General features: G+C 69.9%; 18 protein-coding genes. 10 read left to right on the top strand and 8 right to left on the bottom strand.

Annotation, left to right across the window (positions count from 1 at the left end):
• Positions 1–22: 22 nt before the first annotated feature.
• Positions 23–1,081, top strand: a complete 1,059-nt coding sequence (locus OG251_RS41170; protein WP_442818464.1) for an AraC family transcriptional regulator — start codon at positions 23–25, stop codon at positions 1,079–1,081.
• A gap of 243 nt (positions 1,082–1,324) precedes the next feature.
• On the opposite strand, the gene OG251_RS41165 is transcribed toward OG251_RS41170, so the two are convergent.
• On the bottom strand, positions 1,325–1,717 hold the full coding sequence (locus tag OG251_RS41165; protein ID WP_326682379.1) for a VOC family protein: 393 nt from the start codon (positions 1,715–1,717) through the stop codon (positions 1,325–1,327).
• Positions 1,714–2,016 (bottom strand): ArsR/SmtB family transcription factor, encoded by a 303-nt coding sequence (locus tag OG251_RS41160; RefSeq protein WP_073721240.1) that lies wholly within the window; start codon positions 2,014–2,016, stop codon positions 1,714–1,716. The genes OG251_RS41165 and OG251_RS41160 overlap by 4 nt, the downstream gene beginning before the upstream one ends.
• Positions 2,017–2,315: 299 nt before the next feature.
• Between OG251_RS41160 and OG251_RS41155 the strand changes: the two genes are divergently transcribed.
• The 3 genes from OG251_RS41155 (at position 2,316) to OG251_RS41145 (ending at position 5,165) form a co-directional block, all read left to right on the top strand.
• Positions 2,316–3,455 carry a PQQ-dependent sugar dehydrogenase gene (locus tag OG251_RS41155; protein WP_326682378.1) on the top strand — a complete coding sequence of 380 codons (1,140 nt, stop codon included), beginning with the start codon at positions 2,316–2,318 and terminating at the stop codon, positions 3,453–3,455.
• A 272-nt stretch (positions 3,456–3,727) separates the two neighbouring features.
• Positions 3,728–4,945, top strand: a complete 1,218-nt coding sequence (locus OG251_RS41150; protein WP_326682377.1) for a cytochrome P450 — start codon at positions 3,728–3,730, stop codon at positions 4,943–4,945.
• 28 nt (positions 4,946–4,973) lie between these two features.
• Complete coding sequence (locus OG251_RS41145) at positions 4,974–5,165, top strand: ferredoxin (protein WP_326682376.1); 192 nt, start codon at positions 4,974–4,976, stop codon at positions 5,163–5,165.
• Between the two features lie 357 nt (positions 5,166–5,522).
• On the opposite strand, the gene OG251_RS41140 is transcribed toward OG251_RS41145, so the two are convergent.
• Together OG251_RS41140 and OG251_RS41135 are read right to left on the bottom strand one after the other, a co-directional pair.
• On the bottom strand, positions 5,523–6,554 hold the full coding sequence (locus tag OG251_RS41140) for a methyltransferase (protein WP_326682375.1): 1,032 nt from the start codon (positions 6,552–6,554) through the stop codon (positions 5,523–5,525).
• A gap of 177 nt (positions 6,555–6,731) precedes the next feature.
• Positions 6,732–7,433 carry a hypothetical protein gene (locus OG251_RS41135; RefSeq protein WP_326682374.1) on the bottom strand — a complete coding sequence of 234 codons (702 nt, stop codon included), beginning with the start codon at positions 7,431–7,433 and terminating at the stop codon, positions 6,732–6,734.
• Between the two features lie 650 nt (positions 7,434–8,083).
• Here OG251_RS41135 and OG251_RS41130 point away from each other — a divergent pair.
• From OG251_RS41130 to OG251_RS41110, 5 genes are all read left to right on the top strand, one after another.
• Entirely contained in the window at positions 8,084–9,349 is a 1,266-nt protein-coding gene (locus OG251_RS41130) for a cytochrome P450 family protein (RefSeq protein WP_326682373.1), read from the top strand.
• Positions 9,350–9,464: 115 nt separating this feature from the next.
• Complete coding sequence (locus OG251_RS41125) at positions 9,465–10,469, top strand: ABC transporter ATP-binding protein (protein WP_326682372.1); 1,005 nt, start codon at positions 9,465–9,467, stop codon at positions 10,467–10,469.
• A gap of 71 nt (positions 10,470–10,540) precedes the next feature.
• On the top strand, positions 10,541–11,518 hold the full coding sequence (locus OG251_RS41120) for an iron-siderophore ABC transporter substrate-binding protein (protein WP_326682371.1): 978 nt from the start codon (positions 10,541–10,543) through the stop codon (positions 11,516–11,518).
• A gap of 22 nt (positions 11,519–11,540) precedes the next feature.
• Entirely contained in the window at positions 11,541–13,619 is a 2,079-nt protein-coding gene (locus OG251_RS41115) for an iron ABC transporter permease (protein WP_326682370.1), read from the top strand.
• A 142-nt stretch (positions 13,620–13,761) separates the two neighbouring features.
• Positions 13,762–14,589 (top strand): PhzF family phenazine biosynthesis protein, encoded by an 828-nt coding sequence (locus OG251_RS41110; RefSeq protein ID WP_326682369.1) that lies wholly within the window; start codon positions 13,762–13,764, stop codon positions 14,587–14,589.
• Positions 14,590–14,667: 78 nt separating this feature from the next.
• Here OG251_RS41110 and OG251_RS41105 read toward each other — a convergent pair whose 3' ends face one another.
• Both OG251_RS41105 and OG251_RS41100 read right to left on the bottom strand, forming a co-directional pair.
• On the bottom strand, positions 14,668–15,792 hold the full coding sequence (locus tag OG251_RS41105) for a hypothetical protein (RefSeq protein WP_326682368.1): 1,125 nt from the start codon (positions 15,790–15,792) through the stop codon (positions 14,668–14,670).
• Between the two features lie 221 nt (positions 15,793–16,013).
• On the bottom strand, positions 16,014–16,634 hold the full coding sequence (locus OG251_RS41100; protein WP_326682367.1) for an SUKH-4 family immunity protein: 621 nt from the start codon (positions 16,632–16,634) through the stop codon (positions 16,014–16,016).
• A gap of 750 nt (positions 16,635–17,384) precedes the next feature.
• On the opposite strand from OG251_RS41100, the gene OG251_RS41095 reads away from it, so the two are divergent.
• Positions 17,385–18,974 (top strand): ABC transporter substrate-binding protein, encoded by a 1,590-nt coding sequence (locus OG251_RS41095; protein ID WP_326682366.1) that lies wholly within the window; start codon positions 17,385–17,387, stop codon positions 18,972–18,974.
• Positions 18,975–19,137: 163 nt separating this feature from the next.
• Here the strand turns inward: OG251_RS41095 and OG251_RS41090 are convergent, their stop codons facing one another.
• The gene (locus OG251_RS41090; protein ID WP_326682365.1) at positions 19,138–20,802 is read right to left on the bottom strand and encodes a hypothetical protein; all 1,665 of its coding nucleotides are present in this window, start codon (positions 20,800–20,802) and stop codon (positions 19,138–19,140) included.
• 96 nt (positions 20,803–20,898) lie between these two features.
• Entirely contained in the window at positions 20,899–22,275 is a 1,377-nt protein-coding gene (locus OG251_RS41085) for an aldehyde dehydrogenase family protein (RefSeq protein ID WP_326682364.1), read from the bottom strand.
• Positions 22,276–22,301: the final 26 nt, after the last annotated feature.

Below are 22,301 nucleotides of genomic sequence, written 5' to 3'. Positions count from 1 at the left end.
AACGAAAAGTCGCCCCCGGTAAATGCTTGTCAGTCCGGATAAGTTGCGCGAGAGTCCTTTCATGGGTGCACCGCCGTATCTGGGTTCGACCGTTCCTGATCCGCTTACCCACACCCTCGGCGTGACCGGTGCACGCTGTGTGCTCGTCCGGGGTCTCACCGCCGGGGGAGGCTGGGCCCTGCGGTTTCCGGCCCCCGGCAGACTCAAGGTCCACGCCGTGCTGCGCGGCGTCAGCTGGCTGATGGTCGACGGCGACGAGCACCCGGTGCTTCTGGAGCAGGGGGATGCGGTGGCCTTCGGCGGAGGTCTCTCCTATGTTCTGGCCTCCGACCCGTCCGTGCCCCCGCAGGACGCACGGGCGCTGCTCGGGACCTCGCCACAGCTCTTCGCCCATGCCGGGGACGAGGACATCGCCGAGGTGGTGTCGGTCGGCGCGCATTTCGAACTCAACACCGCTGGGGAGGACTTGTTGCTCCAGGCGCTGCCCCCGGTGATTCACCTGTCCCGCGCGGGCGAGGAGGCGCCCGCGCTGTGCTGGCTCCTCGACCAGATGCTGCGGGAGATGAGCTCCGACCGTCCTGGTGCGGACGGCGTGGCCGAATACCTCTCCCAGCTGGTCTTCGCCCACGTGCTCCGCGCCTGTCTCGACGGGAGCGAGTCCTACCCCGCCGGCTGGCTCCGGGCTCTCGCCGATGAACGCATCGCCCCGGCCCTGAGGCTGATGCATGCCGATCCCGCCCGGCCCTGGCACGTGACCGAACTCGCCCGGGCGGCGGCCATGTCCCGCAGCGTCTTCGCCGGAGTCTTCACCTCGGTGGCAGGTGTGCCACCACTCACCTATCTCCACCGATGGCGCATGCGGCTGGCCGAACAGACCCTGCTCCACAAGGACACGCCGGTGTCGGAGCTGGCGCTCTCCCTCGGCTATGCCTCCGAGAGCGCCTTCAGTCACGCCTTCAAACGGGCGACCGGAGTCGCACCCAAGCGGTTCCGGGACGCCGCCCGTGTCTCACGGGACCGCGGTGAAGTCGAACGAGCGGTAGCCGCCGCGTTCGGAGGGGATGCTGGGCCGGGTGGGTGACGGACCTCCCCTCGGTGAACGACCGCCTCCCTCGGCCGGACCGTACGGAGCGACAGGGGTGAACCGGGATCGGCCGGTCACCGCGGCGATGCCGCGGGTCGCCGCGCCCTCGTCGGCGACCGCGTGCGGCACCGGTCCTGCCGGGGCTTCTTCCGGCGCCGGACGGAACGACGTCGCGGTGTCACGTACGTGCACCGCGGGCCGGTGGCCGGAGCCGCTCGCACCCGGCCGGGCCCCGGACGCCTACTGCGGCTGCGTCGCGATCTGGATCAGGTTGCCGCAGGTGTCGTCGAGGACGGCGGTGGTGACGGGGCCCATCTCCAGCGGCTCCTGGGTGAAACGGACGCCGAGGCCGCGCAGGCGCTCGTACTCCGCCTTCACGTCGTCGACGGCGAACTGGGCGAGTGGGATGCCGTCCGCGATGAGCGCGTCGCGGTAGGGCTTGACGGCCGGGTGGCCGGCGGGCTCCAGGAGGAGTTCGGTGCCGCCGGGGTCGTCGGACGAGACGACGGTCAGCCACCGGTCCTTCTCGCCCAGCGGGACGTCGTGCTTCGTCACGAAGCCGAGGATCTCGGTGTAGAAGTGCAGGGCCTTGGCCTGGTCGTCGACGAAGACGCTGGTCAGATGGATCTTCATGGGGTGCTCTCCTCCGGTCCGGATGTGTCGGGCACGGGCCATCGCTCGGCGATCTGCCGCAGCGGGGCCGTGTTCAGGTCATGGAACTTGTAGCGGCCCTCCCGCCTGGTCCCGACGAGCCCGGCGGCCTCCAGGACGGCGAGATGCTGGGAGATCGCCTGGCGCGAGAGGCCGAGCTGATGCTTCATGCTCAGACGCGAGCAGATCTCGAACAGTGTCTGCCCGGATTTCTCCGTGAGCTCGTCGAGGATGGTGCGGCGGGTGGAGTCGGCCAAGGCTTTGAAAAGGTCGTCGGCCATGACTCCATGATAGGCAAACGTTCACTTGCCTATCAACTCGGAGTGCGCCGCCTCCCGGGTCGGCCCGCGGCTCGGGACGCGCCGGAGGACGCGACGGCGGAGGCCGCGACGGAAAGCGGAACGGAGAACAGATGGATGGATCCTTGGTCTACACCAACCACCCCTGTCCCCGTATCCTCATCCGGAGCCGGTAGCACACCATCCCCCCACCCAGGTTGCGTGCTGGCACGGGCAACACCCGCTCGACTCTGCCCAAGCAGCCGGGTGACCTCCCCTTCCCCACTTCCAGGAGGATCACGGTGAACGTTCGCACCAGAAGCTCGGCGATCATCGGCGCCGTCTGCCTCGTCGCTTCCCTCGCCTTCACCACGGCGTCCGCCGACGAGCCGCCCGCCGCCCCACGTCAGGCACCGAAGGTCGCGCTCAAGGAAGTGACCACGGCCAAGAATCCATCCGCAGGCGCCGCCGGCCCCGATGGCACGGTCTGGATCGCCGAACGCGCCGGCACCGTAAGGGTCTTAGGTGATCAGGGGCTCGGCGATCCCGTCCTCGACATCACGGCCGAGACCACCACCGACGGCGAACGCGGCCTGCTGGGCATCACGTTCGACAAGGAGTTCGCGCACTTCTACATCTCGTTCACGAACCTCGAAGGCACCAGCACCGTGGACGAGTTCGCCGTGCGGGACGGCAAGATCCAGCCGGACACCCGACGCACCGTCCTCACCCAGACGCAGCCCTACTCGAACCACAACGGCGGCGACATCAAGTTCGGCCCCGACGGGTACCTCTACATCGCGTTCGGCGACGGTGGCTCGGGCGGAGACCCGCACGGCAACGGGCAGAACCTGGACACGCTGCTCGGCAAGATGGTGCGGATCGACCCGAGCGGCGGCGATCCGTACGCGATCCCGTCGGACAACCCGTTCGTCGGCGACCCGAACGCGAAGGGCGAGATCTGGGCGTACGGGCTGCGCAACCCGTGGCGTTTCTCCTTCGATGCGGGCACGGGCGACCTGCTGATCGGTGACGTCGGCCAGAGTGCCTGGGAGGAGATCGACTGGGCCCCGGCGAACAGCGGGGGCGGCGAGAACTACGGCTGGTCCCAGATGGAGGGCAGCCATCCCTTCCGCGGCGGCACGGAGCCCGCGAACCACGTGCCGCCGGTCCACGAGTACGACCGCAACGGCCTCGGCTGCTCGGTGACCGGTGGATACGTCTATCGCGGCGAGGCGATCCCGGACCTCCAGGGTCAGTACGTGTTCAGCGACTACTGCGACGGCACCGTCCGCGCTCTGCAACTGGAGAACGGCGAGGTGACCGGTGTGAGCGACCTGGGGGTCAACGGCGGCGAGGTCGTCTCGTTCGTGCAGGGCGGCAACGGAGAGCTGTACGTCCTCGACATCGGCGGCACCGTCTCGCGCATCGACCCGGCGTAGCCCCTGCTGGGCGATCCACCCCGCCCGGTGTACGGAGACCGATCCGCCCCCTCGCGGCAGTGCGGCCACCCCGAACGGCGGTGGCCGCACTGCCGGGTGAGAAGCGCGGCCCCCCTCGGAGCTGTTGGCGGCGGCCTTCTCTTCACCTCCGCGCGAGCTGCCCGTGGCGGATGCGAGTTGGCCGAACAGTGCATAGACCAAATAGGTGACTCAGGCATCTAGTAGGGAGAGATCGGTAGGACCCATTCCCTCCTGCTCTTGCGAGGCTCGTCATGGCAGACACCGACACCGGCCCTCAGACGGACACCATCACCTTCCCGCAGGACCGCACCTGCCCCTATCACCCGCCGACGGGGTATCGGCCGCCCCCCGGTGCGGCGCAGCGGCCGCTGTCGCCCGCCACCCTCTACGACGGCCGGGTCGTCTGGCTGGTCACCGGGCACGCCGAGGCCCGCGCGCTCCTGTCCGACCAGCGGCTGTCCGCCGACCGGCAGAACCCCGCGTTCCCCATGGCCACCGCACGGGTGGCGAAGTTGGCCACGCGCCGCATCGAACTGCTCGGTGTGGACGACCCGGAGCATCACGCGCAACGCCGGATGCTGGTACCGAGCTTCACCCTCAAGCGGACCGAGACCCTTCGTCCGCAGATCCAGGAGACCGTGGACCGGCTGCTGGACAGGATGATCGAGCAGGGGCCGCCCGTCGATCTGGTGAACGCGTTCGCGCTTCCGGTTCCCTCGATGGTGATCTGTGCGCTGCTCGGCGTCCCGTACTCCGACCACGACTTCTTCGAGTCACGGACGCGGACGTTGCTGCGCGGGCCCGTGGTCACCGATGTCCAGGCCGCCCGTGACGAGCTCGACGAGTACTTCCGGACGCTGATCGACCACAAGCGGACCGTCAGGGGAGAGGGACTGCTTGACGAGCTGATCGCCGAACGGCTCGACACGGGAGCGGTCAGCCGCGACGAACTGGTCCGCCTCGCGCAGATCCTCCTCGTCGCGGGCCATGAGACGACCGCGAACATGATCTCGCTGGGCACCTTCACCCTGCTTCAACACCCCGACCAGCTCGCACGGTTGCGCAGCGAGAAGGAGCTGATGCCCTCGGCGGTGGAGGAACTGCTGCGCTTCCTGTCGATCGCCGACACGGTCTCACGGGTGGCCACCGAGGACATCGAGATGGGCGGGGTGACGATCCGGGCGGGCGAGGGCGTCGTCCTGTCCACGTCGACGGTCAACCGCGATGCCGCCGCCTACCCCGCGCCGGACGAACTCGACCTCGGCCGCCGGTCGCGTCACCATGTCGCCTTCGGCTTCGGTATCCACCAGTGTCTCGGCCAGAACCTCGCGCGGGCCGAGATCGAGATCGCCCTGCGCAGCCTCTTCGCACGGTTGCCGGGGCTGCGGCTCGCGGCGCCCGCCGACGAGATCCCGTTCAAGCCGGGCGACACCATCCAGGGCATGCTCGAACTGCCCGTGGCCTGGTGACCCGCACTCTTTCGGAAAGGAGCCGACCATGACACGGATCAGTATCGACAAGGATGTGTGCATCGGCGCGGGACAGTGCGCGCTGACCGCCCCGGACCTGTTCACCCAGGACGACGACGGCTACGGCGAACTGCTGCCGGGTACGGAGGACGGCACCGTCGGTCCGCTGGCGGGCGAGGCCGCCCGGGTCTGCCCGGTGCAAGCGATCACCGTGACCTAAGGGCTGCCCCGAAATCCCTGGGCGGGCGCACGACGACGGCTACGGCACCTCGCGGCGTTGTCGGAACGCCCTGATGCATCCCGTATGCGGACGTCCCTCCGTCTTGCGATGCACCGCATCCGACGCTGCGGGCTGATCCACCAGGGATGACGGGACAGCCCTCAGCACCGGGCCGGGGCGCCGGAGTCCGTCATCGAGGCCGGTCCCCGGGCACGGTCGCCGAGGGCTCGTCGTCAACGGCCCGGACACGCTGTGCGAGGCCCGAGGAGCCGGAGAGCTCCTCGGGCCGTCGGGTGGCTCTGCGTCGCACCGCTCCGGCGAAGGTACGGTCGGGCAGGCGGCCCCGAGGGACACGGATCAGGCGGGGACCGCCTCGATCACCGAGATCGCGGCCGGTGCCGGCAGCCGTGTCACCCCGGCCAGGGAGAATCCGGCGCGCTCGCACAGCGAACGGAATTCCGCCTCGGTACGCTCGCGGCCTCCCACATTGACCAGCATGTTGAGGTCGCTGAGGTACATCGTCGGCCGCAGGGAACCGTCGACGGTCTCCGGCAGCACCGGCTCGACGATCAGCAGTCGGCCCTCGGGCGGGATCACCGCCCGTATGTGACCGAGGATCGTGACCACCCGTTCGTCGTCCCAGTCGTGCACGATGCTCTTGAGCAGGTAGACGTCCGACCCGGCGGGCACCGCTGCGAAGAAGTCCCCGGTGGTGACCTCGCAGCGCCCGGTGACGCCGGCGGCGTCCAGCACCGGACCGGATTCGGCCGACCCCTGGGGACTGTCGAACAGCACCCCACGCAGATGCGGGTGCGCCGTCAGGATCGCCGCGAGAAGGGTGCCGTCGCCGCCGCCGACATCGGTGATCGAGGTGGCTCCGTCCAGGCCGAGCATCCTCGGCAGGACCGCCGCGGTCTCCCTGGTGCCCTGGCGCATCGAGGCGTTGAACGCCCTCGACAACTCCGGGTGCTTCGCGAGGAAGCCGAAGAAATCGCTGCCGAACAGGTCGTCGAACGCGACGCGTCCCGTCCGGACGCTGTCGTCGAGGTGGCCCCAGGCGCTCACCATCGTCGGGTCCAGGAACATGCCGACGAACTCGGCGACCGAGTCGGGGCGGTCGGTGCGCAGCAGTGTGCCGCGGGGCGTCAGGGCGAATACGCCGGGCCTCGGTTCGGTGGCCAGGCCCGAAGCGGCCAGCGCTCGCAGCAGGCGGCGGGTGGCGCCGGGGTCGGTGCCCAGTTCGGACGCCACGTCGGCGGCGGGCCGCCCGGTCTCGCCCAGGTGGTCGGCGATCTTGAGGCGTACTGCCGCCGCGAGAGTCTGGGCCGTCATGTACCCGAAGACTGCGGACATGATCGCACCACGGTCCGCGGCTGTGGGTTCGGTCATCGCTTCCTCCTCGATCGACTGCGGTGGTGTCGGGGTGATCCGGCGGGAGAACAGGGGGTGTTGACCGAGCCGGTGCGTACGGTGGGAACCCAAGTGCGGCCGGGGGGTACGGACATGCCCCACCCCGGCGGGCGGAGCATGTCCGGACGGGTCGGGCCGCTACGGTCGGGCCGGCCCTCAGGCCAGGGTGTATCCCAGTACGCCCCCGTGGATCTGACCCTCGCAGTTGGCCTGGATGGAGTCGAAGATCTGGCGGTTCTCGTTCCGCAGGCAGCGGAACAGCTGAACGGTGCCCACGCCGGCCGGCTGGGTGGTGTAGAGCCAGCCGAGGCGGGTCACGTACTGCTGGCCCTCACAGTTGACGTCCGTACTGGTGAAGTGGTCGCCCCTGACCTGGCAGAGGTACAAGGGCGTGGTGTCCGGGGCCGCGTAGGTGTACAGCGAACCGAGCGGCCCCTGCAGCTGGTAACCGTTCGGGTGGTACCAGCTGTTGCTCTGGGTGTCGGAGCTCTTGTGATAGCGGTTGAGCACGAACGTCGGACCGGGCGTGTACGGATCCCCGGCACAGAGGTACTCGACCGCGACCTGCACGTACCCGTTCGGGAGCTGATTGACGATGGTGGGGCCCTTGACCAGGGTGCACCGCGCGGGATCGAATCCCTTGGCCACGGCACTGTCCATGGCGGTACCGACGGCCGACTGCACGGCGACGTTGTACGGGCCGCTTCCCAGGCCGCCGACGGGGAGTTGCACCGGGCCGACGGATGTGACTGTCCGCTCGGCGGGCGCCGACGCGGCCGTGGCCGGAGTGATGAGGGCCAGGGTGAGTGCGGCGACGGCCGCGGCCGATCCGGTGAGACGGCGGGTCAAAGGCATCATGAAGAACCTCTTCCTCAGGTAGATGGAGTCGCGCGGCGGAACAGGGCGATCCATGGGATATCCAGATGAGGAGCTCGATTCGCGGCAGCCCGCGCGCCACAGCTAAGCATGAGCACGCCTTTCCGACCAGAAGGCCACGCAGCGCGGGAGCGGGAAAGGAGGCCGGATTCGGAGCGTGGCGCGGGGAGATTTCTCGTGTGGGAACTCCCGTACGGTGAACGGGAATTCTGTATCCCGCGAACGATTGTTTCTCGTCGCCTGTCCGCACCGGGCGGGGGACCCCATTCGGTCGGCCCGACAGTCCGCAGGACCACGCCGACCGTGCCGCTCGCGCCCGCGACTACCGCACGTGGTCCGGATCGGCCGGTGGCCTGATCTCGATCACCGGGCTGTGCCGATAACCGGCCTGCCCTTATGCATCGTGATCACGTCGCCGGACCGAAGACGGCGCGGTGAACCGGACCGAAGGCGGTGCGGTGAACCGGACCGAAGACGGCGCGGGGAAGGGGACAACTGCCCCCGAGGCCGTGGGGGCATATCGGATGCGAATATGCCCGTCCGGGTGGATTAGCGCCCGAAGGGGTGCGCGAGGTTCGACCCGGAGGCGAGGATGCCGTAGCCGAATCCCCACATGTTTGGAGAATTCTGGTATGACCGTTCAGGACCTGGACACCGGCGACACCGGCGACGCACTGTTGGACCTCTCGGATCCGGCGCTGGTACGGGATCCGTTCACCGCGTACGCGCAGACCGACGAGAACGGGCCGATGGCGCGCGGATGCGTGCGAGGGGTCGACCCGATGTGGGTGGCCACCCGCCACGACGACATCCGTACCGTCATGAGCGATGCCCGCTTCACCATCGACGCCGCCACCGTCCCCGGCGCACCGGTGGCACACCGCACCGAGCAGACCTGGCAGGCCCGCGGCATGCACCTGGGCCAGGAGAAGTACCTGCGTGCCGGGATCTTCGACGCGGACGGTGCCGATCACCGCCGGCTGCGCGGCCTGGTCACCGCCGCGTTCTCGCCCGGACGCGTGGCGTCCTTGCGCCCCAGGATCGACGCCATCGCCGCCCAGTTGCTGGACCGCCTGCCGGACCACACCGAAGACGGTGTAGTCGACCTCGTCGAGCACTTCGCCAGGCCGCTGCCCATCACCGTCATCTGCGAGCTCATCGCCGTCCCCGAGGCCGACCGCGACCGCTGGCGTGCCCGCAGTGGCACACTGACCGCCGGTATCTGCGGTGACGAACTCGGCGACGCGCTCGCCGGCATGGTCGACGACGCCCACATCCTCATCGAGAACCACGCCGCCAACCCCGGAAGCGACCTCATCTCCGACCTGCTCAGCCCTCACCACCGGGACCGGCTGAGCATCGACGAACTGGTCGCTCTCGTCGTCAACCTCGTCGTCGCCGGGCACATCACCACCGTCAATCTCATCACCAACGGCACCGAAGCGCTCCTCGCCCACCCCGGCCAACTCGCCCTGCTGCGTGAAGATCCCACGCTCATGCCGCACGCCGTCGATGAACTCATGCGCTACTGCGGCCCCGTCGTGCGCGCGTTGCCGAGGTACGCCATCCGCGACACCACCCTCGGCAGTACCCCGGTGCGCGCAGGGGAAGCCGTCCTCCCGATCGTCTCGGCGGCCAACCGCGACCCGGCCGCCTTCACCGACCCCGACCGCTTCGACATCACCCGCACCCGGCGTGGCCGCGAACCCCACCTCGGATTCGGACACGGCGCCCATCGCTGCCTCGGCGCGCACCTCGCCCAGGAGGAGACCGCCGCCGCCCTGACCGCCCTGCTCGACCGTTTCCCCGGCCTGCGGCTCGCCACTGATCCGCAGCACCTGCAACGCGGCACCAACCCGGTCAACTGGCACCTGAAAGCCCTCCCGGTGCGCCTGTAGCCCCACGCCGTGCGAACACGCCCGCTACGGAGCCCCGGCGCCCGGCACCACGGCAGGCGCAGGGGCCCGTACCAGCGATTTTCAGTCAAAGTAAGGTTAGGCTAACCTTCGACTTGTGAAAGTCGGTGAAGCACTTACCCAGGCCGCGCACTCGCGCGGCCACACCCTGTCCGCCACGGGCGTCACCGTGGCGTACGACGGTGTCGACGTCGTGCACGAGGCGTTCCTTGAGCTCTCGCCCGGCCGGGTGACCGTACTGGTCGGGCCGAACGGCAGCGGGAAGTCGACGCTGCTGCGGACCGTCGCGCGGTTGCAGCGTGCGCGGAGTGCGGCGCTGACCCTCGACGAGGGTACGGACGGTTTCGCGCTGACACCCCGCGAGTTCTCGCGGCACGTGGCGCTGCTGACCCAGGGGCGGCCCACACCCAGCGGGCTGACCGTGCGGGACGTCGTGGAGTTCGGGCGGTATCCGTACCGGGGGCGCTGGGGCCGGGCCGATGAGGGCGGGCGGGCGGCCGTGGACCGGGCGCTCGGGATGACGGGGGTCGCCGAGCTGGCCGAGCGGGGTGCCGAGCACCTTTCCGGCGGTCAGCTGCAGCGGGTGTGGCTCGCGGGATGTCTCGCCCAGGAGACCGGCGTACTGCTGCTGGACGAGCCGACGACCTACCTCGACCTGCGGTACCAGGTGGAACTGCTGGACCTGATAAGGGACTTGGCGGACGACCATGGGATCGCCGTCGGGGTGGTACTCCACGACCTGGACCAGGCGGCGGCCGTCGCCGATCGGATCGTGCTGCTCCGGGCGGGACGGGTGATCGCGGACGGAGAGCCCGAGCACGTGCTCACCCCGGAGCGGCTGACGGACACGTACGGCATCCGGATCGAGGTCTCCACCGATCCGCTGACGGGGCGGCTGCGCACCCGTGCGATCGGCCGGCACCACACACGACGGACAGCGGACGGCGACAGGACATCCGGCAGCGACAGCGTGCGGGACAGCGAAGGCGCGCAGGACAGCAGCAACGCGCAGGACGGCAGCAGCGCGCAGGACGGCATCACGACGCAAGCCGGCAGCAGCGCGCAGGACGGCATCACGACGCAAGCCGGCAGCAACGCCTAGGTCAGCAGTACGACGCAGGACACCCAGCAGAACGCGCACGACGCGCACAGTGAAAGGCTCAGTACCACCTCATGAGACGACTCCTCCTCACCGCCGCCGCGGCCACCGCCGCCACGATCGCCCTGAGCGCGTGCGGTACGACCGAGCCCGCCGCGGACAAGTCGAACAAGTCCGCCGAGCGCATCACCCTCACCGGTGCCTCCGGCACGAAGGTGGAGCTGGACGGTCCCGCGAAGAAGGTCGTCGGGACCGAGTGGAACGTCGTCGAGCACCTGGTCTCGCTGGGTGTCGAGCCGGTCGGTGTCGCCGACGTCAAGGGGTACAAGACCTGGGACACGGCCGTTCCGCTGACGAACGAGCCGAAGGACATCGGCACCCGCGGTGAACCGAGCATGGACACCGTCGCCGCCCTCGCGCCCGATCTCATCGTGGCCACCAGCGACCTGCCGGCCGCCGCCCTCGCGCAGCTGCGGAAGATCGCCCCGGTCCTGGACCTGAAGGCCGCCGACGCGGCCGATCCGCTCGGGCAGATGACCGGCGAACTGGACCTGATCGCCAAGGCCACGGGCACCACCGAGCAGGCCGACAAGCTGAAGAAGGGCTTCGAGGCGAAGCTCGCCGAAGGCAAGCAGGAGTTGGAGAAGGCCGGGCACGCGGGCACGGAGTTCGCCTTCGCGGACGGGTACGTCACCGGCAACCAGGTGTCCATCCGGCCGTACACCAGCGGCTCGCTGATCGGCGCGGTCAACGAGAAGCTCGGGCTGAAGAACCCCTGGACGATGAAGGGCGACCCGGCCTACGGCCTCGCCGCCACCGACGTCGAGGGGCTGACCAAGCTCGGTGACGTGGAGTTCGCGTACATCGGCAGCGACGGCGACAAGGGCAGCACGCCGTTCACCGGAGCGCTCGCCGGCAACGCGGTGTGGAAGTCGCTCCCCTTCGTGAAGGCGGACAAGGTGCACCGGCTGCCCGACGGGGTGTGGATGTTCGGCGGCACCGGGTCGATGGAGTCGTATGTCGACTCGGTCGTCGCCGCACTGAAGAAGTGATGACGGAGCGCGCGTAGACATCATGGCCGTCACCACCACCGCCCCCGCCGCCCCCACCACGGCCGCGGCTTCCCGGAAGGGCGGCGCGGTCGCGGTGACGGCCACGCTCGTCCTGCTGGTCGCCGCCCTCGCGCTCGTCGACATCGCACAGGGCACCTCCGCCGTCGGTCCCGCCGAGGTGTGGAAGGCGCTCACCGGGCAGGCGGACCCGGCGGACGCCTCCGTCGTCATCGCCTCACGCCTGCCGCGCATGGCCGCCGGACTCCTCGTCGGAGCGGTGCTCGGCATGGCGGGCGCCGCTCTCCAGGCCGTCAGCCGCAATGTGCTCGCCGCACCCGACACCCTCGCGGTCAACGCCGGTTCCTACCTCTCGCTCGGGCTGGTCGCCGTGACCGGTGTCTCGCTTCCGCTGCTCGCCTCCTCCGGCGTCGCCTTCGTCGGCGGCCTGGTGGCGGCGGCCGTCGTACTGGGACTGTCCGGCCTGGGAGCCGGGACCGTGCGACTGGTTCTGGCGGGCAGCGCTCTGACCCTCGGTCTCACCTCCGTCACCGAAGGTCTGCTGCTGCTGTTCCCCGTACAGACGGAGGGGCTGTACGCCTGGAACCAGGGCAGCATCGCGCAGAACGGTTTCGGCGGTGTGCTGTGGATGGTGCCGCTCGCCGTCATCGGGCTGGCCGGGCTGCTGATGGTCGCCCGCAGAGTCGACGCCCTGGCCCTCGGCGACGACGCCGCGCGCGGACTGGGCGTACCGGTGCGGGCCACCCGCGTGACCACGGTCGTGCTGTCCGCGCTGCTGTCCGCCGCCGCCGTCACCCTCGCCGGTCCGATCGGCTTCGTCGGACTGTGCGCCCCCGCCGTCGTACGCCTGTTGGCGCGTCGCTACCGCGGCTTCTCCCGTGTGCGTACGAGCGTGACGCTGTCCGCACTGGCCGGTGCGGCCCTGGTGATCGGCTCGGACGTCGTGCTGCGGACACTGGTGTCGTCGGACACGGCGGTGGCCGTGCCGACGGGTGTGGTGACGAGCCTCGTCGGCGCCGTCTTCCTGGTGGTGCTGGCGACCAGGGGCCGGGACACCGGGGCCGCCGCCCCGCCCGAGCGGTTGCGCATCCGCAGCAGGGCCGTGTTCCTGACCGTGGCCGGGACGCTGGTGGCGGCCCTGATCGGGCTGGCCGTCGTCTCCGTACTTCTCGGTGACACCAAGCTGCTGCTCGGTGACGTCATGAACTGGACGCAGGGCAGGGCCGGCCGGGCCGTCACCTTCGTCCTCGACACCCGGGTGCCACGGGTGCTCGCCGCCCTCCTCGCGGGTGCGGCCCTCGCGCTGTCGGGCACCCTGGTCCAGGCCGTGACCCGGAACCCGCTCGCCGAGCCGGGCGTCATCGGCGTCTCCGGCGGAGCCGCACTGGGGGCGGTGGTACTGGTCACGACCGTGCCCACGGCCGGGCCGACGGGCCTCGCCGCCGCGGCCTTCGCGGGCGCAGCCCTCGCCTCCGCACTCGTCTTCGGGCTGTCCGCGCGCGGCGGCTTCCAGCAGAACCGCCTGGTCCTGGTCGGCATGGGTGTCGCCACCGCGAGCTCCGCCCTGATCAGCCTGCTCATCGTCCTCACCGACCCGTTCAACGCCACCAAGGCGCTGACCTGGCTGTCCGGTTCGACGTACGGGCGGACGCTGCCCGACCTGCTGCCGCTCGCCGTCGTCCTGGTGGCGGCGGTCGCCGTGACCGTCGCACGGCGTACCGAGCTCGACCTCGTCTCGCTCGACGGGGACACCCCCAGGCTGCTGGGGCTGGGGCTGTCCCGGGCGCGCCTCGGGTTCCTGGCGCTGGGCGTTCTGCTGAGCGCCGCGGCCGTCGCCGCCGCCGGGACCATCGCCTTCGTCGGGCTGGTGGCACCGCACGCCGCGCGCGCCCTGGTGGGCCGTCGGCATGTGCGGGTGGTACCGGTGGCGGTGCTGCTGGGCGCGGTGCTGGTGGGCACGGCGGATGTGGTGGGCCGGACGGTGATCGCACCGGCCCAGCTCGGGGCAGGACTGCTCACGGCGGTCATCGGGACTCCGTACTTCCTGTGGCTGCTGGTACGGAGCCGGGGAGAGGCACGGTAGAGGTACGCGCTCCGACCGGCACTCCCGGCCCGCCCGCGCAGGGCACGGGGGCGGGGGACCATCGGGGTCGGCACTGGAAGTCGGTCCACTTTCCTCGGATTGGACTGGGATGGACGGTGATTGGCGTCAGTATGGTCGCGGTATGCGTATTCACGTCGTTGACGCCTTTACCGACCGGCCCTTCGCGGGCAACCCTGCGGGCGTGTGCCTGCTCGATCCGGGGGAGTGGCCCGAGGATGCCTGGATGCGGCGGGTCGCCGCCGAGCTGAATCACTCGGAGACCGCGTTCGCGCGGCCGCTCCCCGCGGGGGCGGACGCCGACTGGGAGATCCGCTGGTTCGCCCCGCTCGTCGAGACCAACCTCTGCGGCCATGCCACATTGGCCACGGCGCACACGCTGCGGCGGGAGCGCGGGGTCACCGGGACGCTGCGGTTCCGCAGCAGGTGCAGCGGCATTCTCACCGCGCACGCGCAGGAGGACGGCAGCATCACCCTGGACTTCCCGGCCGCGCCCGGCACCGAGGTCCCGGTGCCGGACGGTCTGTCGGAGGCGCTGGGGGTGACACCGGAGGCCGCTTTCCGTACCGGTGCGCTCGGCGACCTGCTGACCGTCCTGCCCGACGAGGCCACCGTCCGGGCCGTGACGCCCGACCTCGACGCGGTGGCCGATGTGACCCGGCGTGAGGACCTGCGGGGCGTCATCATCACGGCCCCGGCGCCCGAGCCCGGCCTGGAGTACGACTTCGTCTCGCGCTTCTTCTCGCCCGCCGAGGGCATCCTGGAGGATCCGGTCACGGGCAGCGCCCACACCGCGCTGGCCCCCTACTGGTCGGCCCGGACCGGCCGCGACGGGCTCACCGGCCTACAGGTGTCCGCGCGCACCGGGCTGGTCAGGACCTCCGTACACGGTGACCGCGTCCATCTCAACGGACACGCGGTCACCGTCCTCGACGCGACACTGCTCGCCTGAGCGGCCGACCCCGAGGGGCCCGGTCGCAGCCGTTCGAGCGGCTGCGACCGGGCGTCGAGCCGAACGGGCCGGGCTCAATCACGTCGGTTGTCCTTGCGCCGTGTCGGCCGCGGCGGGGGTCGACGTGCCGTCCAGGAAGGCCTTCCCCGGACGCAGTGTCCAGGGAACCGGCTCGGTGTTGATCAGCCACTCGTTGGCGATGAGGCGGTCGATGATGTGCGTCCGCAGGGCGCGGCGCTGCTTGCCCCAGCCCATTCCTTCGCACAGCTGCCTGATGGAGGGGCCGTGCCCATGCTCGGCGCGGAAGGCGGCGGCGAACTCGGCGGCGCGGGGGCCCCGATCCGGATTGTTCTCCTTCCACGCGGTGTAGGCGGCACGCGCGTGCGTCTTGCGCTGGGCGGGAATGGGCTTGCCGATGAAAGCCTCGGCCACCCGCCATTCAGGGATCGAACACAGCGGACAGCGCTGGACGTTGTCGATATGGCGACGCAAGGCGGTGCTCGCCCGAGCCTTCCACTCCTCCCAGCGCAGACGTTCGGCCGGCACCAGACCGTGTTCATCGGGCTGCGGCTTGGGCTGCTGCTCGCGTTCTTCCCGCTCCTCGTCGCCGGGGCGCGGGTACTGCCCCGAGAGGTGGCGTACGACGGGGGACAGCAGGTAGCTGTCGCCGTCGAGTTCGGACACGAAGCCCTTGGCCAGCAGTTCCGGAAGGGCGGCGTGGCAGTGTGCGGGAAGCCCGGCCGGAAGGGCGCCGCAGCGGTCGGACGTGCTGTGCGCGGCCAGGTACAGGGCGGCCAGGCGCGTTGCGGGCGAGGTCTTCTTCACCGGCTTGGCGGCGAGGGCGCGGGTCGTCCACCCCGACACCCGTGAGCGCATGTTCTTGCCGAAGGGGAGCCTGCGGTCCGTGTCGCCGGCCAGATCGGGCACGACGACGCCCACGGGCGTATCGGGATCGCCGTGGAGCAGATCACCCCGTGGCTGCCATCCCAGAGCGGTCACCGCACCGAGGGCGGCTTCGGCGTCGCCCAGTCGCAGGGAACGGATGTCCGCTCCGGTCAGATTGCCCACCCCGCCCCGGGCGGCGCGGATGGCGATGACCATGGCCAGTAACTGAGCGTCGGCTCCGGTCAGCGGCAGCGAACCCACGTACTCCAGAAGGGTGCGGGCGGCTGCTCCCTGCCGGGCCGACAGGAGGAACGGCAACGGGTCGCTCTTCACTGTCGGTGCGGCGGGAGCATGGGATGAGACAGAGGGAATGTTCGGCACACCAACTACAACGTGTGTGGAGCGCCGGGGTCACCACGCTCGGGGCCACATCTCAAGCCAAATATCGGCCCGTTCGAGCAACCGGCCGTCAACGTCCGCCGACTCCGCGCCCGTACCGCCGGCGTGGCCGCGGCGGGCGGCGGTGGGAACGCGCCGCGCTACTTTCGCCGGCCGCTGTAATAGGCGGAGTAGAGGCCGTCCTCGATATCGCGGAAGAAGGCGGGCCAGAGACTCTCCGTGGAGAGCGCGACGGGGTCGGCGTCGCCGAACTCCGCGCGTATCTCGCCCGTGAAGCGTTCCATCGCGCGGTGCGGGGCGCCGGTGGACCTTGGGTCGTACGTCCTCTCGGCACTCAACTCCTGGCGGTACAGGAGCTCCAGCAGCCGCCGCAGCGACGACAGGTCCGAGTGCACCGGGCGGAAGTCCCCGCCGGGGAGGACCGCGATCTCGTCCGGGATGGCGTACACCGTTCCGTCGCCCAGGTGCAGGAAGAGATACCAGCCCTGTACGGCTCCGAAGAGGAGGAGATCCCCGAAGTCGCACCGGACCATCTCCACGTCATCGCCGAGGTACACCACCGAGGACAGCTCGAAGGCGCACTCCTCGGCCACGATCGGCGGGGCCATCCGGAACGGACTCTGCGGGAATCCGATGTCGCAGAGCGCAGCCAGGTCCTCAGGCCGCCGTACGACGTCCCCGAGGACCTCGCGCGAGGCCCGGACACGCCGCGATCCCGCCTCGTCCGGTCGCGGGTGTTCCTCATCGACGTCGAAGATCATGCGGTGCGTCCCTCCGGGCAGTTGGCCTTCCGTCGCCCCGGACCGGGGCACCGGACATCATCTCTCAGGCATCGCGACGCCGTGGGCGCCGGTGCGCAGATGCCGTCCGTCGCCGTGCCGGGCCGCTTGTGCCGCGCGGAGCGGCTACGGGGCACCGCTCACGGAGGCCGGGAGATGCCGGGAGCTCTGGTGCTCCGCGGATGGTCCGGAGGATTTCGGCCTCGACGGCGCGACTCGGGCATGTGCCGGCGGTCCGGACCCGGTGGCCGGCCGCCGTTGGCCGACGGAGAGGCGGCACTGATGCCGGGAGCGATGCCCGGACCACAGCCTCGGCGACCCGCGTACCTTCCTCGGACTTGTTCACCGAACGGCCGGTCCCGGGCGACGGACGGCTCGGCCGGTTCGACCACCATGATGTGATATCTGGCAAACCAGGCCAACATTACGGGCAGTCCAGGGGAATTTTTTGTCTGATGATGTGCCACCGCGCGGCGCGGTCTCCTACTAGATTGTCAAGCTGCACCACGGGACCGATCATGGTCTGTCTTTGTTCACCGGCCGGAAATCTGGCAGCCAGTCACCATGGCCAGAATTTCAGGTGAACAGCGCGTCCGGACAGGCTGTCGGTCCTACCGCCGAGACCGGCCGGGTTGACAGTGCTGGGCGGTCGAGGTATTCGCAGTATTTCCTGACCTGATCCGGTTGTCCGGGGACACCCACACGGCCGGCCGAGCTTATGAGGCACGTTCTGTGAAGGTTCGTACGAAGCGGTCGAGCCCCCTGATCGCCGGGGGACTGGCAGTGGTGTTGCTGACGGGTTGCGGCTCCACGGATCAGATATGGACATTCAAGTCCAAAGAGAAGATGGTCGTCGGGATGTCCGACGACATCCTCGCGACCGATCCGGCGGCGGGGTACGACCCGGGGTCATGGCTGCTGTTCAACAACGTCTTCCAGTCCCTGCTGAGCTTCCCGCCAGGGGCTTCCGCCCCGGTGCCGGAGGCCGCCGAGGAGTGCAAGTTCTCGGACGGCAGCAAGACCTATACGTGCACCCTGCGTGATGGGTTGAAGTTCAGCAACGACAACAGCCTTACATCGGCGGACGTCAAGTATTCCTTCGACCGGGCCATCAAAATCAACGACCCGGCGGGCCCGGCGCCACTGCTCTCGACCATCTCGTCGATCAGTACACCGGACGACAGGACCGTCGTCTTCCGCCTCAAAGTCCCCGATGCGACATTTCCCAGCAAGATAGCCTCGGGTGCCGGTTCTATCGTAGACCGCCGGATTTATCCCAAGGACAGTCTGCTCAAGGATGGCAAAACGGTTGGCTCCGGACCCTACAAGCTGGACTCCATCGACAAGGAGAAGGCCGTCTTCTCCGTCTACTCCGGCTACCACGGAACTGCCGAGGTGAAGAACTCCGGTGTGACGCTCCAATTCTTCCGCGGCAACCAGCAGGACCTTAAATCAGCACTGGAGAAGGGCGACGTCGACATCGCCTACCGTGGTCTCACCGCCAAGGCGATAGCGGCGCTGGACACTTCGCCCACCGCGGAGACCGACGGCATCGACGTGGTCCAGGGGAGCAGCGCCGAAGTCCAGCACATGGTCTTCAACGTCGCGGACCCCGTGGTCGGCAAGCTCGCCGTGCGCAAGGCCATGGCCTATCTCATCGACCGCTACTCGCTCGTCAGCGAGGTCTACCAGTCCACGGCGACGCCGCTCTACTCGATCATCCCGGTCGGGATCACCGGCCATGGCACCTCCTTCTTCGACACCTACGGCGACAGCCCGCAGCCGAAGAAGGCGAAGGAGGTGCTGCGGGACTCCGGCATCACCGACAAGGTGAAACTCACGCTCTGGTCCACCCCGAGCCGCTACGGACCCGCCACCGACGACGAACTGCAGACCATCGCCGATCAGTTGAACGAGAGCGGACTCTTCGACGCCCGGATGAGGTCCGTCCCGTACGACGAGTACGAGCAGGGCATCGCCGACGGCAAGTACGGCGTCTATGTGAAGGGCTGGGTGCCGGACTACCCCGACCCCGACAACTTCACCCAGCCGTTCTTCGGCCAGGGCAACGTCCTGTCGAACAACTACGAGAACGGCGAGATCATCAAGCGGATCATCCCGCAGACCTCGTCCATGACCGACCGCGCCAACACCCGGCAGGAGTTCATGAAACTGCAGGACATCGTGGCTCAGGAGCTGCCGCTCCTGCCGCTGTGGCAGGGCAAGCAGTACGCGGTCGCCCACGAGAACGTCCGGGGACTGCAGAACTGCCTGGACACCTCGACAGTCTTCCGGTTCTGGGAACTGAGCACCGCGGAGTAGCCCGGACGTCCGGACGGGGTCGTCGGCAGCGTTCCGTCCCCCGGCACGTGCGGTTCCCGCAGGTGCCGGGGGACGTCGCTGTGCCCCTCCGGTGGAGTCGGCCGGTGCCACCGCCGACCCCTCGACCCGGCGGTGGGACCCGGCGAGGGCCGTCGCCGTTCGGTCAGGCGATGGGGGTGGTCCTCGTGCAGTTCGTCCACGGCTTCCAGGGGCGGTTGCCGTCCCTGGAAGGGGCGCCGGCGTAGACGGGATCGCCGGTGACCGTCTGGGTCCGGTGTTCGTGGGAGATGTCGATCCCGAAGAGTTTGAAGCCGAGGGACACCTGGCCGGCCGAGATGCCGAAGCCGATGCCGAGCGAGGCGTTCCACCAGTCGGTGTCGGCCTTGTAGTCGACGGTGGATATGCCCGCCCGGTCGTGCAGGAGCCGCATCAGGGGGCCGGTGTCCTCATCGGTCGGCGCGGCGGCGTCGGACGGGGTGGGCATCCCGTCCGACGCCGCCGGGTTCCCTCGTCCGCGCAGCCAGTTCTCCACGGTCTCGCTGTCCTGGCCGTCGATGAGGCCGACCGCCGCGGTCTCCGTGTGGATCTCGGACGTGGTGTTGCCCTTCCCGCCGCTGACCTCGATGGTCAGGGGGCCCGCGTTGACGCCGCCGCCCGCCGAAGTGCCGGTGCTGGAGCCCTTCTCGGTGCTGGTGGTGATCTCCAGGTCCGTCGGGCGGTGGGGCTCGCCCCTCTTCTCCTGGGCGTCGTAGTCGTCGGCGTCATAGGTGACGGAGACCTGCTGCATCCGGTTCCCCTCGGCGGTTGTGCCCACTCCGGTCTTTCCGGTGAGGGAGAAGGTGTAGACGAAGGTGACCGTGTCGTCCTCGCCGGTGCTCGAACGCAGGACGACGACATCGTTGGTCATCGATCCGGAGGCGAGGTCGGTGGAGACGCTGCCGATCTCGTCGCCGCCCTTCTTCTTGCTCCTGGTGAAGGACTGGCCGAAGCTCACGCCGCCCGCCAGTTCGGTGGTGGTCTTGGAGATGTCCAGGTCCGGCATCTTCGTCGGATCGTCCTTCTGCATCTGGCGCATGGCGTTGTTGCTGCATCCCACCTGGCTGATCGGCGACACGGGAGTGCCCGCCATGGCCTCGCAGGTGTCCGACTGTCCGAGCGCTTCCACGAAGTCCTTGGCGTCGTCCAGATTCGCCTTGAGGTCGGCGTTGGAGTCGCCGCTCCTGTTGTTGGCGAACTCCCACTGACCGCCGACCCCGTTGCCCGTGGCGAAGCTGCCGCTCAGGGAGGCGCTGCCGCCCCAGTCCCGCAGACCCGGGATGCCCGCGGAGACGCTCGCGGTGACGCCGACGCTGTCCGTCTTCATCCGCTCGACGGTGACGGTACCGTCGGACCACTGCTGCACCTTGAGCTCCTCGCTGTGGTTCAGCTTGAGGAACAGGATCTGCACCGAGACCGCGTCCTTGGTCTGGTCCTCGCTCAGCAGGCACTTGGCCGGCTCGAACAGCTGGGGGAGCGGTCTCTCGCCCGGCAGGAGCCGGCCCGCGGAATGGCTTCCTTCGACAGTGGCAACGTTGTCATCCTGTGCGTTCGCAGACACGTCCGAGGCGGATGCCTCCGGGCCGCAATGACCGGCGAAACCTCCCGACGGCGCGATCCGGCACACCGCGTCCGTCAACCCGCCCGACAACTGCCCCGAGAGCGACGTCGCCACCACCCCGCCCACCACCGCACCGACGACCGTGAGCAGCCCCAGATACTCCAGAGCACTCTGCCCCCGGTCGCCCCCGTCCGAGGCCCCGCCGGTCTTCCGCCCACGCCTGCCGCTCATGCCCGCCCACGCCTTCCGCTGTCGTCCCCGACGGTCCTCCGGACGGTAAAGGGGCGTGCGGGCCCACCAGAAGGGCCCCTGGGCCCAACCGGAGGCTCAGCTCCCGGGCGCTCGGCTCCCGGGCGTGCCGGGCGACAGCCGTACCGTCACCGTCTTGGGCCGTTGGTACTCCTGGAGCGCCAGCGCGCTCAGGTCCGTGCCATGGCCGGACGAGCCCCGCCCGCCGTGCGGGAGCTCCGCGGTCTGCACCAGATGGCAGTTGAGCCAGGTCTCGCCCGCGTCGAGACGGGCCGCGAGGTCCAGCCCCGTGCCGAGAGCGGTCGTCCAGACACTGGCCGCCAGGGCCTGGGGGACACTGTTGGCCAGGTCCAACGCCGCCTCCACGGTCCGCGCGTGCTGGACCGTCAGGAGCGGGCCGAAGACCTCCTCGGTGACCGCCGGGTCGTCGTCCGGGAGATCCGCCAGGAGCAGGGCCGGGCGCCAATGGCCGCGCTCCTCGCCGGACCGGGGGGCGAGTCCGGCCGCCGGACGCCGCTTCGCCGCCGACGAGGCGACGAGGGAGTCGTACCGCGCCACCTGGTCCGGGTTGTTCAACGGGCCGAAGTCGCGGCCCGCCAGCCGGGCACCCATCGCCTCCGTCAGACGGGCCACCGTCGACTCGTAGTTCTCGGCGAGCGTGATGACCCTGGCCGGGGCCGCGCAGCTCTGGCCCGCGTTGTACGTGGCCGCCTCCGCGAGCGCGGCATAGGTGTCCGCCGGGGCGTCCGGGAGCACGAGCGCCGGGGCGTTGCCCCCCAGCTCCAGGCTGATCCGGCGCGTCCCCGCCCGCGCCGCCACATCCAGCCCCGCCCGGCCGCTGCCCGTGAACGCGACCATGTCCACCGGTGACTCGACCAGCAGTTGACCCGTTCGCCGGTCTCCCGCCAGCGCCTGGAGCACCCCCTCGCCCAGTGCCCGCGCGGCGTGCTCCGCCAGCAGCTCCCCTGTGTCCGGAGTGGTCTCCGCCGGCTTCACCACCACCGTGTTGCCCGCGGCGAGCGCCGGGGCGCAGCGCCAGGCCGCCATCATCAGCGGGTAGTTCCAGGGGACGATCACCCCGACCACACCCATCGGCTCCCAGCGCACCCAGCTCTCGTGGCCCGCCACCAGCCGGCCCGCCGCCGGGGCCGTCCGGGTCCGCGCCGCCGTCGCGTAGAAGCGGAACAGATCCGCCACCTGCTCGATCTCGCCCGCCGTCTCCGTGTCCGGCTTGCCCGTCCCGGCGCGCTCACGGGCGGCGTATTCTGCCGCGCCGTCCTCGATCAGCGTGGCCAGCCGTTCCAGCCGTCGCGCCCGGTCCCTGGGGGTCAGGGCGCTCCAGGTGCCCAGCGCCGTACGGGCCGCCGCCACCGCCGCGGTCACCTCCGGCTCGCGGGAGACGGCCGCCGTGCCGCGGATGCGCCCCGTACGGGGGTCCATGAGTTCCGTGTTCATCGTTGCTTCCACTCGTTGTTTCCGAC

It is taken from the genome of Streptomyces sp. NBC_01237 (assembly GCF_035917275.1).
In the GTDB taxonomy this organism is placed as follows: domain Bacteria; phylum Actinomycetota; class Actinomycetes; order Streptomycetales; family Streptomycetaceae; genus Streptomyces.
Note: the sequence above shows the minus strand (reverse complement) of the source record. Positions and strands in the feature narration are given on the sequence as shown.